This is a genomic window from Nocardia sp. NPDC088792 (assembly GCF_044750615.1).
GTDB lineage: Bacteria > Actinomycetota > Actinomycetes > Mycobacteriales > Mycobacteriaceae > Nocardia.
Genome location: NZ_JBIVKC010000006.1, coordinates 671,442 through 685,112 on the forward strand (window position 1 = coordinate 671,442; position 13,671 = coordinate 685,112).

Annotated in this window: 12 protein-coding genes; 2 read left to right on the plus strand and 10 right to left on the minus strand. The window is 68.4% G+C overall.

The features are described from left to right. Window positions 1-359: 359 nt before the first annotated feature. Both ACIP5Y_RS39380 and ACIP5Y_RS39385 read left to right on the plus strand, forming a co-directional pair. Window positions 360-911: a Uma2 family endonuclease gene (locus ACIP5Y_RS39380; protein WP_400357878.1), complete on the plus strand. Its 552-nt coding sequence runs from the start codon at window positions 360-362 to the stop codon at window positions 909-911. A gap of 86 nt (window positions 912-997) precedes the next feature. Continuing rightward, window positions 998-1,486: a hypothetical protein gene (locus ACIP5Y_RS39385; protein WP_400357880.1), complete on the plus strand. Its 489-nt coding sequence runs from the start codon at window positions 998-1,000 to the stop codon at window positions 1,484-1,486. On the opposite strand, the gene ACIP5Y_RS39390 is transcribed toward ACIP5Y_RS39385, so the two are convergent. The 10 genes from ACIP5Y_RS39390 to ACIP5Y_RS39435 all read right to left on the minus strand — a co-directional run bounded on the left by ACIP5Y_RS39390 (window position 1,447) and on the right by ACIP5Y_RS39435 (window position 13,201). After that, complete coding sequence (locus ACIP5Y_RS39390; RefSeq protein WP_400357882.1) at window positions 1,447-2,295, minus strand: amidohydrolase family protein; 849 nt, start codon at window positions 2,293-2,295, stop codon at window positions 1,447-1,449. The two genes, ACIP5Y_RS39385 and ACIP5Y_RS39390, sit on opposite strands and share 40 nt — an antisense overlap. 12 nt (window positions 2,296-2,307) lie before the next feature. Next, window positions 2,308-3,051, minus strand: a complete 744-nt coding sequence (locus ACIP5Y_RS39395; RefSeq protein WP_400357884.1) for an SDR family NAD(P)-dependent oxidoreductase — start codon at window positions 3,049-3,051, stop codon at window positions 2,308-2,310. A gap of 70 nt (window positions 3,052-3,121) precedes the next feature. After that, window positions 3,122-4,267, minus strand: a complete 1,146-nt coding sequence (locus tag ACIP5Y_RS39400) for a glycosyltransferase (RefSeq protein ID WP_400357886.1) — start codon at window positions 4,265-4,267, stop codon at window positions 3,122-3,124. Beyond that, window positions 4,264-5,595 (minus strand): glutamate-1-semialdehyde 2,1-aminomutase, encoded by a 1,332-nt coding sequence (locus tag ACIP5Y_RS39405; protein WP_400357888.1) that lies wholly within the window; start codon window positions 5,593-5,595, stop codon window positions 4,264-4,266. The genes ACIP5Y_RS39400 and ACIP5Y_RS39405 overlap by 4 nt, the downstream gene beginning before the upstream one ends. Then, a complete protein-coding gene (locus ACIP5Y_RS39410; protein WP_400357890.1) occupies window positions 5,588-6,775 on the minus strand; it encodes a GNAT family N-acetyltransferase in 1,188 nt (395 codons plus the stop codon). The genes ACIP5Y_RS39405 and ACIP5Y_RS39410 overlap by 8 nt, the downstream gene beginning before the upstream one ends. After that, entirely contained in the window at window positions 6,772-8,157 is a 1,386-nt protein-coding gene (locus ACIP5Y_RS39415; RefSeq protein WP_400358080.1) for a glycosyl hydrolase family 28-related protein, read from the minus strand. Before ACIP5Y_RS39415 ends, ACIP5Y_RS39410 begins: the two co-directional genes overlap by 4 nt. A 2-nt stretch (window positions 8,158-8,159) precedes the next feature. Beyond that, window positions 8,160-9,461 carry a Wzz/FepE/Etk N-terminal domain-containing protein gene (locus ACIP5Y_RS39420; RefSeq protein ID WP_400357892.1) on the minus strand — a complete coding sequence of 434 codons (1,302 nt, stop codon included), beginning with the start codon at window positions 9,459-9,461 and terminating at the stop codon, window positions 8,160-8,162. Then, window positions 9,452-10,828: a hypothetical protein gene (locus ACIP5Y_RS39425; protein WP_400357894.1), complete on the minus strand. Its 1,377-nt coding sequence runs from the start codon at window positions 10,826-10,828 to the stop codon at window positions 9,452-9,454. Before ACIP5Y_RS39425 ends, ACIP5Y_RS39420 begins: the two co-directional genes overlap by 10 nt. 88 nt (window positions 10,829-10,916) lie before the next feature. Next, the gene (locus ACIP5Y_RS39430) at window positions 10,917-11,921 is read right to left on the minus strand and encodes a glycosyltransferase (RefSeq protein WP_400357896.1); all 1,005 of its coding nucleotides are present in this window, start codon (window positions 11,919-11,921) and stop codon (window positions 10,917-10,919) included. Continuing rightward, on the minus strand, window positions 11,918-13,201 hold the full coding sequence (locus ACIP5Y_RS39435) for a lipopolysaccharide biosynthesis protein (protein ID WP_400358081.1): 1,284 nt from the start codon (window positions 13,199-13,201) through the stop codon (window positions 11,918-11,920). The genes ACIP5Y_RS39430 and ACIP5Y_RS39435 overlap by 4 nt, the downstream gene beginning before the upstream one ends. Between the last annotated feature and the right edge of the window lie 470 nt (window positions 13,202-13,671).

Here is a 13,671-nt window from a genome sequence, read left to right on the forward strand (position 1 = left end):
AGGGTAGGAACATCCTCGTGCCTAACTGGTGAGTAACTTTACGGGCGCCGGGTTGGCCGTACAACCGGAACCGGCCGCTGACCGGTGTGTGAATGGTCACCTCGCCGCTATCTCAGTTGTTATGTGTAACAAGGGTTTTCGTGTAACCGGAAGGTGCAGTAGGCAATTCACCAGCTAACCCGCTGGGCGCGCTGTGTACCAGGTCACTCGGGTTTGCCGGGCGATCGCCGGCGGCCGGCGGCCCGGCATCCGCCCGAATCGCCCTGTTGACCGGCAAAACTGCTGGTGAACGGCCTGCCTGGCAAATGTGAGGTTATGGTGTTCCAGTCTTGTCGGCGTGTGAACCACCGGAGGGAGCCGTGCGCGAACAGCTCGACCTACCGCTCACGGGCGTCCGCACCCGCGCCGAATTCGAGGCCCTGCCGCTGGTGCCGCGCGGCTGGGCGTGGGAACTACGATCCGGCCGATTGGAGCTGAGCGTCATGCCCGTCACGTTCTGGTACTCCCGGATCGTGTTCTGCGTGCTCGAGTTCTGGCGCAGCCACGGCTACGAGATCGCCGGCGACCAATACATCGCCGACACCGGCTTCGCCCGCGGCGACACCGGCCACCACAACTTCGTCGCCGACGGCGTCGTCTTCCGGCTCGGCCACCAACCCGGCAAACACAGCACCACCCACGACCCGGCCAGCCTCTTCGCGGTCGTCGAAGCCGTCTGGCAACCCACCCAGGTCCGCGAGGCCATCGACAAACTCCGCGTCTACGCCATGCTCGGCATCCAGCACTACTGGATCGTGCGCGGCGACACCGAATCCGACGACCTCGACGGCTTCGTCAGCATGTACGAACTCACCGGCTCCGAGTACAAACTCACCGGCAGCCGCCTCGTCTCCCAGCTCAGCTCTGGGTGAGCCCGGCGATCCAGTCGGCGATATCGGTGATGACCGCCGGGTCGACGTGGAGTGCGTCTTCGTACTAGGCGGGTGTGGAGAGTCCGGTGCCCGGAAAGAACTGGTGGTTGTCGGGCTCGGTGCGGGGGCTGGGTGCCGCCCGCCATGATGATCAGGCCGGCCAGGGAGGGTTCGGTTTCGGCGATGGCGATCGATGCCTGGGCCTCGTTCGCGTATTCGGCTGTCGGAGTGAAGGTTTCCGGATCGAGCGACTGCGGGTGCACGCGGTTGATCTTGTCGAAGCGCAGGACCACGATGCCTCTGGTCGCGAGGCCCCAGGCGAGATCCTTGAAGGTCTTGTTCCAGGGACGGTGCGAGAGGGTCTCGTCACGATCATTGGGGCCGGACCCGGCCAGCAGCACGACGGCCGGATGCGGGCCCGCGGCCGTCGGCACGGTCAGGGTGCCGGGGACGGCGAGCGGGCCGGTCCCGAGCGTCACCTCTTGTTCGGTGAAGGCGGCGGGATCGGCGTAATCGGGGCATTGCCACTCGTGTGTCATGAGATGCGGTACGTGTCGGTGGCGTTGGTGCGGTAGAAGAAGTCGGCCTCCTGGTCGGTGGCGTCGGCGGTGACCATGCGGTCGACGGTGGCGAGGAGTTCGGTGTAGGTGCCCGCGGTGGAGTCGACGGGCATATTGGAGCCGAACATGAGGCGGCGCCAGCCCCAGAGGTGGACGCTGGACTCGAGCCAGTATTCGAGGGTGGGCCAGGACAGATCGGGGCAGATGAGGCCGAGGCCGGAGAGCTTGCACAGCCACTGGGTTTCCTTGGCGGCCAAGGAGAGCGCGTTGTGCCAGGCGGCGCGGTCGTCGGGCTCGGTGCTGCGGGGCATGCCGAGGTGTTCGAGGACCACGCGCAGGTTGGGGTAGCCGGCCAGGAAGTCGATCCAGTCCAGCATGTCGTCGGGGCGGGTCACCAGATCGAAGACGGCGTCGCGGTCCTGGAGCCAGCTCGCTATCGCATCGGCTGCCGGGGTGTTGGGGGACAGGCCCGCGAAGACGCGGAGGCCGCGGAATCGTGGTGAGCGGGACTGCTGTTCGAGGTGGTCGAGCAGCTCCGGGTGCGGGAGCGTGGGATCGACGGTGCCGATCGAGACGAGGGTGCGGTTCGCGGCGGTGGCCAGTTCGTCGACCCAGCGTGTCTCGTCGAGATAGGTGTGCGGTGTGGTGGTCGCCGAGACATGAACGAGGGCGGACACTTCGGTGTCCCCGGCGGCGCGGTCGTAGTCGTCGAGCAGGAAGTCCACGGCGATCTCGGGGCGGAAGCGCGTCAGTCCGGGATACCAGGGGTGGTCGGTGATCTTCCAGAGATGAAGGTGGGCGTCGACTATCGGATTCTTGGTCATGAGGGGCCGCTCCTAGTGCATGGTGATGCCGCCGCTGACGCTGATCAGCTGGCCGGTGATGTAGCTGGCTTCCGGGCTCGCCAGCCACGCGATGAGGGCGGCGACTTCCTCCGGTTGTCCGAGACGTTTCATGGGGATGGCGCGCTGCAGGGCGTCCAGATTGCCGGGGTGGTCCGCCATGGTGCGGGCGACCATGCGGCCCTCGATCGGGCCCGGGCACACCACATTCACGGTCACATCATGCCGTGCGACCTCGCGGGCCAGCGATTTGGCGAATCCGAACAGGCCCGACTTGGACGCGGCGTAGGCGGCCTCCCCGGCGGCGCCGGCGCGGGCGCCGTCCGAGGAGACGAAAACCACGCGCGCGGAGGCGGTTTCCTGCAGCGTCGGCAGCAGTCGCTGGGTGAGCAGCATGGGGCCGCGCAGGTTCACCCGCAGCATGAGATCCCAGTGCTCGGGCTTGCTGTCGAGGAAGGGCTCCACAATGGCCGCGCCCGCGCAGTGCACCAGCGCCGACAGCGTGCCGCCCGCGAGTACGGCGGTCGCCGCCGCATCGATGCTGTCCGGATCGCCGAGATCCAGGTGGCAGGCAGCGGCCGTCGGGCCGAGTTCGTCCGCGAGCTGTTGCGCCGCATCCGAATCCAGATCGGCGATGATCACCTCGCATCCCGCCGCCGTCAGGCGCCGGGCCACCGCGCGGCCGATATCGCCGGCGCCGCCGGTCACCAGTGCCCGGCCCACGCTCCCGCCTCCCACTGCCTCACCCTGTTCCGCTGTCCATGCTGTTCGCTACTCACGAAATGCGTCGAATTCCATGAATAGTCGTTCAGCGGCAGTTGCGCGACACAATGTCCGCAATCCGGCTGCGGAACACCTCCGGTGAGAAGCCGATGGCATGTTTGCGGATGGTCTCCTGCGGGTACGCCGCGGGGTCGAATTCCCGCATGATACGGGCGAATCCGGCGATTACCGCCTCGTCGCTGCCGGGCGCCACGTGCTCGCCGGATATGCCCGGAATCACGGTGTCGAGGGCGCCGCCCGCACCGACCGCCAGCACCGGTGCGCCACAGGCCATCGCCTCCACCGGCACGATGCCGAAGTCCTCGATCCCCGGCATGAGCAAGGCCCGGCAGCGGCGATACATATCGAGCAGGACCTCGTCGGAGGCCGCCCCCAGGAACGTGGTCTCCGGCCCCGCAAGCGATTCCAGCTGCTTGCGAAACCTGCCCTCGCCCAGCACGACCAGCCGCACTCCGGCCCGCCGCGCCGCCGCAATGGCGAGATCGGGCCGCTTGTAGGGCACCAGCCGCCCCGCGAACAGGAAGAAGTCCTCCCGCTCCACCGCCGGATCCGGCGCGAAACGCTCCACGCGCACAGGCGGATTCACCACCGAGGCCGGCAACCCCCACCAATCCCGCACCCGCTCGGCCACCGCCTGCGAATTGGCCACCACATGCGTCAACCGCGGCGCCGCCCGCAACTCACTGCGCCGCGCCAATTGCCCGAGCGCGGTGAGCGCCAGCTGCCCCGCCCGCCCCCCGGCCTCCCGCTGCCGAAACTCCTTGTCCCAGGCCCACCGAGCCGGACTGTGCACGTAAGCGATCACCGGTGCATCCGTCGCCAGCGCCGCCTGCGTGGCGAACGCGTGATGGCTGATCACCACCGCGTCGTACTCCCCGCGCAACGGCAGCCCACGCAGCGCCCGCGGCACGAACGGCAGCAACGGCGCATGCGACCGCCGCCCGGACGCGATGTGCGCTCGGGAGAGCCACGTATCGCGCACGGCAGCCACCTCGGTGGCAGGCGATCCGTCCCGAACGGCGGCGAAAAGGGCACGCGCACAGTCGTCCTCGACGATCGGCGCGAACACCGGCGCGCCGGGCCAGGTCTTCATGAACTCGGCGATCACCGCCTCCGAGCCGCCGTACTCGGTGAACCGCTCGTGCACGATGGCAATCCGGCGCGCGGTCAACGGCCCGCTCCGTCCGGGAGGCGGCGGGGGGCGGCGGTGCGGCGGAGGGCCGGGGCTACCGGGCGGCCGCGGAGGAGTCCTTCGACGGTGCCGCTTTCGAGGGCCTTGCGGTAGACGGTGGCGGCGTCGTGGCAGGCGTCGATGGTGTGGTCGATATCGGCGTCGGTGTGGGCGGCGGAGGTGACGAAGGATTGGCCGAGGACGCCGCGCTCGAGGAGTTCCTGGAGGAAGAGAGTGCGATAGGGCTGGGAGGGGTTCCCGTCGGGGTCCTTGGTCAGGAAGATCAGGCAGGACGGGCGGCCGACGACCTGGAGGTGATCGGCGATACCCAGCGCCGCGGCAATGGCATTCACGCCGTCGGCCAGGCGGCGGCCCGCGGCCTCCATGCGCGCGACCGGATCGGTGGTCCGGTAGGCGTGCACCACAGCACGGAAGGCGGCGAGGGAGGCGGTCTCGGGGCCGTGCGTGGTGGAGAGCAGGAAGACCCGGTCCGCATCGGTGCGCAGGCCGCCCAGCTCCATGTACTCACGCTTGCCCGCCAGCGCCGAGACGGGAAAACCGTTGCCCATGGCCTTGCCCCAGCAGGACAGGTCGGGCCGCACGCCGTACACCTGCTGGGCTCCGCCCGCGGCCCATCGGAATCCGGTGATCATCTCGTCGAAGACGAGCAGCGCCCCGTGCCGGTTGCACAGGCCGCGTACGCCTTCCAGGAATCCGGGCTGCGGTTCGGCCAGCGCCGTGGCCTGTTCCAGCACGACGCAGGCCACCTGCTCCGATTCCAGCACCTCGGCCAGCGAGCCGAGATCGTTGTAGCGGAACGACACCGTCGAGACGGTCGGGATGCCCGCGTTCATGTCGGTGGTCCCGATGAACCAGTCGTCCACCGAGAAGAACGGCTGATTACAGACGGCCACCGTCTCGCGTCCGGTGACGGCGCGCGCCAGGCGCACCGCGGCGGTGGTGGCATCGGAGCCGTTCTTGGCGAACTTCACCATGTCCGCGCCGGGCACCAGGTCCAGGAAATCCTGTGCCGCAAGCAGTTCCAGCTCGGTGGGCCGGGAGAAGCTGACCCCGTCGGCAATGGTCCGGGCGACCGCCTCCACCACGGGCGCGTACCCGTGCCCGAGGGTGACCGAGCGCAGCCCCATCCCGTATTCGACGTATTCGTTGCCGTCGCGATCCCACACCCGGGCGCCGTGGCCGCGCACCAGGATCGGGGCCATGCCCTCCGGATACTGGTCCGCGCCGCGGGCATAGGTGTGCGCCCCGCCCGGTACGAGCTGGTGCAGCCGGTCCTGGATCTTGTTGCTGCGAGCGAATTTACGCACGGTGCTCACCTCCGGCCGTCACGGCCCACAAGGCGTGGTCGCCGCGGTGTCCGTCGAGTCCGATGTAGCTGCGCATGATTCCCTCCTCTAGCAGTCCCGCGCGTGCGGCGACCGCTGCGGATTCGGTGTCCTCGACGGCAATGGCCGAGTACACCCGGAACAGTCCGAGACCGTGGACCGCATGGTCCAGCAGGGCCCAGGTGGCCGCCAGGCGGACGCCGTCGTCGGCGCGGGCGGGATCGGCCCGGATCTGCATCCGGGCATGGCGATCGAACAGGTCGATATCGAGCAGCCGGGCCTCCCCGGCCCTGCGGCCGTCGACCTCGAGGTGGAACAGCAGTCCGTCGGCGGAGCGCAGACCGGTCGATACGAGCGGACTGCGCAGGCGCGCACCGGGATAGCCGGGCAGTGGTAGGTGCACCGGGGCGGCGGGCAGCACCCGCTGGGCCGCTCGCCGCAGCTGCCCGGCGCGGAAGCGCGCGGAGACGCCGAGAATGGCCGCGGTGCCGGGTGTTTCGTAGAGGATGGGGATCCCGAGCCGCGGCGGTTCGTCGTCGCGGTCGAGCATGCGCTCGACCCACATATCGGTGAATCCCTTGGGCGGCAGTTCCTCCCGCGTCATGGCGTACAGCAGATGATCGGTGCGTTGCCCGCCCACGTCGAAATGCTGCGCCATCCGGGCTTCGGGCACGAATCCCAGTTCCATGGCCCCGGCCGCGGCCGCGATATTGGCCGGCGAGATGGGCGCGATGATGCGCTCCAGGCCGAGCGTGTCGAAGCCGAAGTCCAGGATCAAACCCGCTGCGAGTCCGCCGAATCCGTGCCGGGCCAGGGCGGCGTCGAGCCAGATCCCCATCTCGCCCTGCCGGAGTTGCGGATCGATGCTGCCGATCTCGACCTGCCCGGCGAAACGCCCGTCGATCTCGATGACGGTGGCCAGCCGCTTGCCCTCGCGCGCGAAGGCGCGGGTTTCGAGAACCTCACGCACCCAATGCTTCTCGGTATGCCGCTCGGCCCAGGTGAGCGGTGAGGAATGCCAGAACGGCTCGATGAGCTTGCGGTCGTGCAGCCGCAATCGCCGCCACTGCGCGAAATCGGAGAAGCGGGGCGGGCGCAGCACCATCGTGCAGCCGTGTAATTGGGCGGGACCCAGCTGTCTCCGCGCGAGACCGGAACTCACGAGTGCGGTCGCTGCTTGCCCAGCGACGAGGTCTTGACCGAGCCGTCGGTGTCGACCGACAGCCGCCAATATGTCCCTGCCGAATCCTTCAGCACGACTCCCCCTTCGGTGCGATCGGATAGAAAGGCGCCACTTCCGAGAATGGCGGACTGTACGCCCCCGCCCGGATCCTGCGCCTGGAAGATGTCGGTATCGGCGGTGGTGGCCTGCGCCACCGTGGTGCCCGCGAACCGTGCCCCGTGAATCGCCCCGCGTCCGATCACATGCCAGCCGTCCGGAAAGGCCTTCGGATCGACGTCGTCGAACGACCCGGAGACGAGATTGATGGCGGTGCCCTCGGGCACGTTCTTGCTGTCGACCCGCACCTCGACCGGCGGTGCGTTCAGATCCGGATCGAACTGCACATTGGCCAGATACGGCTGCCGGCAGTAGATCAGGTCCAGGCACACCGAGCGCGCGGCCACCTTGCAGTTGACCATCCCGAATTGCGCGGGCCCGCCCGCGCTGCCGCCGATGGACAGGGCGGTGTCGGCGCCCTCGAACCACACATTGGTCAGCCACCAGTCATTGGCGGGGCCGTCCACCAGAATGTGGCGGTCGGTGGTCCTGGGATCGGTGTCGGAGACGAATTCCACATTGGCCAGCGCCAATCCGGCATTGTGATCGCCGCCGGTGCCGAGCACGCTGATGTGGTTGTTGGTGAACTTCGAGGCTGTCACATAGTTCTGGATGCACGAGGTGACGAGCCCGTAGCCGAAGTTGTTGATATCGCAATTGATCACGGCGGTGCCGCCGGTGTTCTGATCCAGCACCAGCCCACGCTGCTGCACGAAGCGCGGGGCATTGTCGCTGAGATGATTGCCGCGCAGCACCACCTGATCGAAGGTGCAGCGGAAGCAGTTCGAGAGCCGCACCGCCGTGGCGGTGGGACCGGACAGGTAGAAGCCGATGCGGGAGAACCGGACCCGCTGCCGGCGTTGCAACTCGATGAGCGTGCCGTTGCCGTCGTAGTTGATCATCGTGACATCCGCGCCGTCACCCAGCACGGTGGCGTAATCCGGCAGCGCCGGAAAGCTTTTCACGTTGTACTGCCCGGCCGGGATGTAGATGACCAGCGGCCGGTCGCCGACCGCGGCCACGGCGGCGAAGGCGGCCGTCTCATCGGCCTTCCCGTCGCCGACCGCGCCGAAATCCCGGATATTGCGGGCCGCGGGCTGATCGGTCACGTGCGGGGACCGGAACTCGAGACCGCTGCCGGAATCCTTGGCCCCACAGGCCACGGTGAGCGGCAGGACGGCCGCCGCCCCGAAGCCCGCGGACAGCATGCGCCTGCGCCGCAGGCGCGCTCCCGGCTTGTCATCTCCGGTACCCCCGTCGTGCATCGTCACCGCCGGACCAGTGTCAGCGGATGCCGCACCGCATGCCGGAAACCGCTGGGCGCGCGCGAGATCACCACCGCACCGATGAGCCGCTTGTTCTCGCGCCCGAAAGTGGCCAGCGCGCCGCGCACTTGCGGGACGGTGGTGTGTCCCAGCTCCACCACGCCGATGGCGGCATCGCAGCGGCGGGCCAGCGCGATGGCGTCGGCGGCCGCGGTCACCGGCGCGGCCTCCACGATCACGTGGTCGAAGTCGGCGGTCAGCTTGGCCAGGATCTCACCGAAGCGCTCGGAGTCGAGCAGATCCGGCGTGTTCAGATCGATGCCGCCGATGGGCAGTACGGCGATGCCGGTCTCCGGCCAGTCCGAGACCACCGCGGTGGGATCGGCATTGTTGCGCAGCAATTCCGCCAGCCCGAACCCGGACCCCGCGGGCACCCGGCGGCTGGAGCCGCGACCGCTGGTGTCGGCATCCACCAGCACCACCTGCGCGCCGGTATCGGCGAAGGTGCGGGCCAGCCCGATGGCGACATCCGGTTCCGATTCGGGCGACAGGGAGGTCAGCAGTATGGTATGGCGTTCGGGATCCTCGGTGAGCCGGGTGCGCAGCCGCCGCAGTTCGCCTGCCGCACCGGGCCTTCCGTCATCGATGATGCCCAGGATCGGCACCGGCAGAATGGCCTCCAGATCGCTGGAGGTGTGCAACCGCTTGTCGAGCCGGTCGCGCGTGAGTGCCGCGCCGAGCCCGAGCACCAGCCCGGCCAGCAGACCGAGGATGTAGTACCGCTTCTTCTGCGGTGCGCTGGGCTGGGTCGGGGTCTGCGCGGCGTCGATCACCTCGGCGCGCGCGGCCGGCGCGGCATTGTCCTGGGTGACTTCGAGCTTCGAGACCAGGGCGCGGAACTGCGAGACCACCTGGTCGGCCAGGATGCGTGCGCCGGCGGCGGTGGAGTCCTGCACCGAGATGACGATGATGGTGGTGGCCGGTGGCGCGACCGCCGTGATGCGGCCGCGCAGATCGTTCACCGACTCCGACAATCCGAGCTGATCGTGCACATAGGTGGCCACGGTGACGCTGGTCGCCAGATCCACGTAGGTGCGCACGCGCTGCTGCGCGGCCAGCCCGCCCTGATACGAGTCATTGACCGAGGTGCCCGTCGCCATGGACACGTACACCGAACTGGAGGCCGTGTACACGGTCGGTAGCGTGCGCGCGTAGGCCACCCCCGCCGCCGTGCAGACCAGCACCGCCGCCACCACGATCGGCCAGCGCCGCCGGAACAGATGCCAGAAGTCGATCAAACCCATTGCGCAGTCCTCGTTTTCCCGGGTGGTAGCGGTACCCCCGACAGCTCTCGCACCCGTCTGCGGTATTCGCCGACGATCAGATAGACCAGCCAGGCCACCACGACGGCCTGCAGGTATTTGCCGAGCATTTCGACCGTGCCGAGCACGCCGCGCTCGAACAGCACGGGCACCTCGATGACCGACAAACCCAGGATGGCCACCGCCAGGTAGCGGCTGTAGAGGGCGCGCGTGAACAGCAGCAGCGAGATGAAGGTGACGGTCACCCCGATCGCCACCCCGAGATAGCCGGCCAGCACATAGCCTTCGTTGATATTGCCCTCGGCCAGCGACACCTCGACCGTCGACATGTCCACGGACCGCCCGCGTACCTGTTCGGCCCAGGCCGCGCCGGACCGGAACTTCTCCGCTCCCAGCAGCTGGGTGGGGATGAGGCTCTGGAAGGCGTGCACCGCAACATCTTTCGGCGACAGCCAGGAGTTCGGCCCGGCGAACCAGGCATCGGTGGCCGCCTCCAGCAGATCGAAGCGGCGCAGCATGCTCAGGAACGGGTGCACGATAGCCGGGTACTGCGAATCGACCTGAGCGGCTTCGGCCTTGGACGCCGCATCGGTCTTGAGCGATTGCAGCCAGCCGAAGCCGCCGATGGCCACGCCCGTGATCCCCAGCACCCCGATCACTTTCACGCGGTTCCAGCCGGTCAGCGCGAAGCGCACCGCGATGGCCAGGGCGGCGCCCATGATGGGCGTCTTGGATTGCACGATCGCCGTCCACACCAGTTCACCGGCGGTGAGCACACCCACCACGAGCATGGTGGTGCGGGCACTGTCGTTGCGATAGAAGACGATCAGCCCGATGGCGCCCAGGGTGGCCATGATGGTGACCAGGTTGATGATCGGGCTCGGGCTCTCCAGCTCCCCGGCCTTACCCGAGGTGCCGGTGGCATAGGCCGCCAACCGCCCGAGCGTGCCGATGGCGTAGAGCACGACCAGGGTCCCGGTGAACTCCGGATTGCCGGCGAAAGGTACGGGCCGGGCGGCCGGATCGAGGCCGCGCAGCCGCGACCACACCGCATAGGCGACGATCAGCCCCGCATACACCCACAGCCCGAACACCACCGGGTGCAGCACCATCGCGATGCCCCCGTCGTAGCCGTAATCGGCCAGCCGCGGATCCGGGATATTGTCACCGTAATTGGGGGTCGGCTGCACCCACAGCAGCACCACCGGCCGCCCCACATAGGACAGCGACCAGTGCGCCGACTGCGCGATCAGGAATACCCGGACCACGCCCGGCAGGTACATCGCGGCCACGACAATGGTCGCCAGCGCACCGGCGACCAGGGAGACTTCCAATTGTGCGGGGGCCATCAGCTGTCCTCCATCACGTATATGTCAGTCCCTCGGGGCAGGTTGTTACCTGCTGTCCGCCGCCATCCCACCGGTTCGTACCGCCGAATCATCCGAGCGCGGTGGTGATCTCGCGGGCCCGGTCGGCATACCGGTGCCCGCCGCCGGTGATCCGGCGATAACCGGCCTCGGCGACCTTGGCCGCCTGCTCCGGATGCGCGGCGCACCGGGCGAGGATCTCGTGCAGTTCGTCGTGGTCGGAGAACAGCAAGCATTCGTCCTCGTCCTGGAGCAGTTCGGCATGCTCCGCGGTGCGTTCGCCCACGAAAAGCCCGCCGGCGGCGGGCACTTCGAAGGTGCGGCAGGTATGGGTGTCACGGTTGTCGGAGTTGAGCAGCACCAGGTTCGCGGTCACCGCGGCGACCGCGGCGGAGAAATGCTCACCGTAGACCGCGCCGCCCACCTGCGCCCCGGTTTGCCACAGTGCGCGCACCCGCCGCCACCCGGGCCCGCGCAACAGCATGTCGCCGTGGTGTTTCCGGGCCAGCGCGACCAGCAGGTCTTCCCGGTCGGGGCGCACCGCGCCGATGAAGCCGACCAGGAACCGCCGCGCCCGGCGCCGCGCCGTCAAGTGGTGTAGCGCCGGATCATATGCGCTACGAACGAATTTCACGGCTCGCGCGCCCCGCGCCCGCAGCTCCTCGACATTGTGCTGCTTGGTGGTGACGATGAGATCCCACCGCGATTCGTGCGCGAGATAAGCGGGGCTGGTGTTGTACGGGTTGGATACGTCATCGGGGCTGTAGTGCACGTGCAGCCGGGCCGGAGTGTCCAGCAGCCGTTGCTGATCCAGATGCACCGCCTTGAAGGCGAACAGTACATCCGGGGCGAATGCGGCAGCGGCGCTGTCGATATCGCGATGCAGGGCCGCCACATTCCAGGGCGCCCGCTGCTTCGCGACCTTGGTGTACACCCACGGCGGCGACAGCCGCGCGGGCAGGGTGACCGGTGTCGTATCGATCACCACCACCTCGTGCCCGGCCTGCCGGAACCCATCGGCGAGGGAGCGGGCATTGCTGCCCACCCAATCGTCGCCGACGAAGAGCATCTTCACGCCAAGTCCCCCTTGGTGATCAGAACGGCGGCCGGTTCGACCGCCCTGCGGCGCTGCGCACGTTCGCGCACGACGAGCCACCGCATCCGGATGATGTACCACAGCGCGACACTGATTTCCGCCGAAACGGTGCCGTAGACCAGCGCCCACACCGACTGCGTGCGCACCGCCATGGCCAGTCCGCACAGCGCGACACAGGTACCGATGATCGCGCCGACGAGCACCCCGATGGTGTCCCGTTTGACCGGCAGAATCGCGGTGGTGACATAGGAGGTCACGGTGGTGGCGGGCAGGATCAGCACCTCCACCCGCAGCAACGGGATGGCCCCGTCGAAATCGCGGGTGTAGATGAGGTGGATGAGCACGGGCGCCAGCGTCCACACCGAGATCACCGCCAGGCTTGCCAGCGTCACGCAGGCCGCCAGCGCCTGAATCGAATTGCGCCAGAATTGATCATGGGTGCCGCGGCGCGCCATGCGCGGCAGCAGGGCGAAGCCGATGGGATCGAGCGTCGCCTGGATCGCCCGCACGAGGCGGTCCCCGGCCGAATAGAGGCCCAGCGAGGCCGCCTCCAGCACCGCGCCGTACACCGCGGCCGAGCCCTGGCCGTAGCCGGTGACCAGCAGCCGCGAGGTGAAGACCGGTGCGGCCATGCGCAATACCGCCTTCAACCCGTGCGGTCTGGCGGGTCTGCCGTAGTGGCGGAAGGAATCCCACCAAGTCAGGGCGACCGTGGCGATCGACGAGACGAGCAGGCAGAGGACGGCCAGCGAGGCGCTCGGGAAGCGCGGCAACAGGGCGACCAGCAGGATCAGATACAGAATGCGGCCCACACCCTGATACATGGTCGAGGACCCGAACCGGCCCTGGCCGATGAGCAGCCAGTCCTCCGAGATCGACCAGAAGCCGCCGGCGAACAGGCCCAGCAGCACCATATGCAGCTTCGGTGACACCCCGAATGCCAGACTCGCCAGCAAGGCCGCGCCGATGAGGCACAGGGTGGTGGCCCGGATGACGAGATAGGTGCCGCGCAGGCCGTTGATCTCGGCATCGCTGGCGTCGTCGGCGTGCACCCGGGCGGCCAGGAACGAGGTGACGCCCAGATCCACCATCAGCGAACCGATGAAGTACGAGGACATTCCGATGGCGAGCAGACCGGTGCCGTGCGGTCCGAGCATGCGCGCCAGCAGCGGCACGGTGACCAGTGTGATGATGTACTGGCCGTACTTGCCGAAGGTCACCAGGCCGATATCGCGGATGATGGCGGCGATCCCGCCCATACCGTTCTTCTTGGGTTTACGATGCCTGCCATGAACCACGGGGGCAGGTACCGCGGGGGGTTCGGAGGTGGTGCCGGACGGGGCGTATGCACCGGTGGCGTCACGGTGGTGGGTGTGTCGATCGTTGAAAGCCGCTGTGTCAGCGGATGATCCGATGATTGGATAGGCGCCCGTATCGCCGGGGCGCGGGTCGCCGTAGAAGGCGGGATCGACCGGGCCGCCGGTACCCGCGGCATACCGTGCGGCCAGTTCCTCATCGAAGGCCGGTGTGCCACGGGCGATTCCGGGTTCGCCATCGTGGTGTGGCGGGGCGTTGGATGCGGCGTCGGCGGTCGCGGAGTGGCCGAGCAGGCCGCCCGCCTGGTGGTCGAAGGCCTCGTCCTGTTGGTCGACGTCCGGGATGGCGTGCCGCATCCGGCGTAGTCTGCGCAGCTTGTCCGGGGCCCGCATCGGGGTGGTGGGCGGCTCGT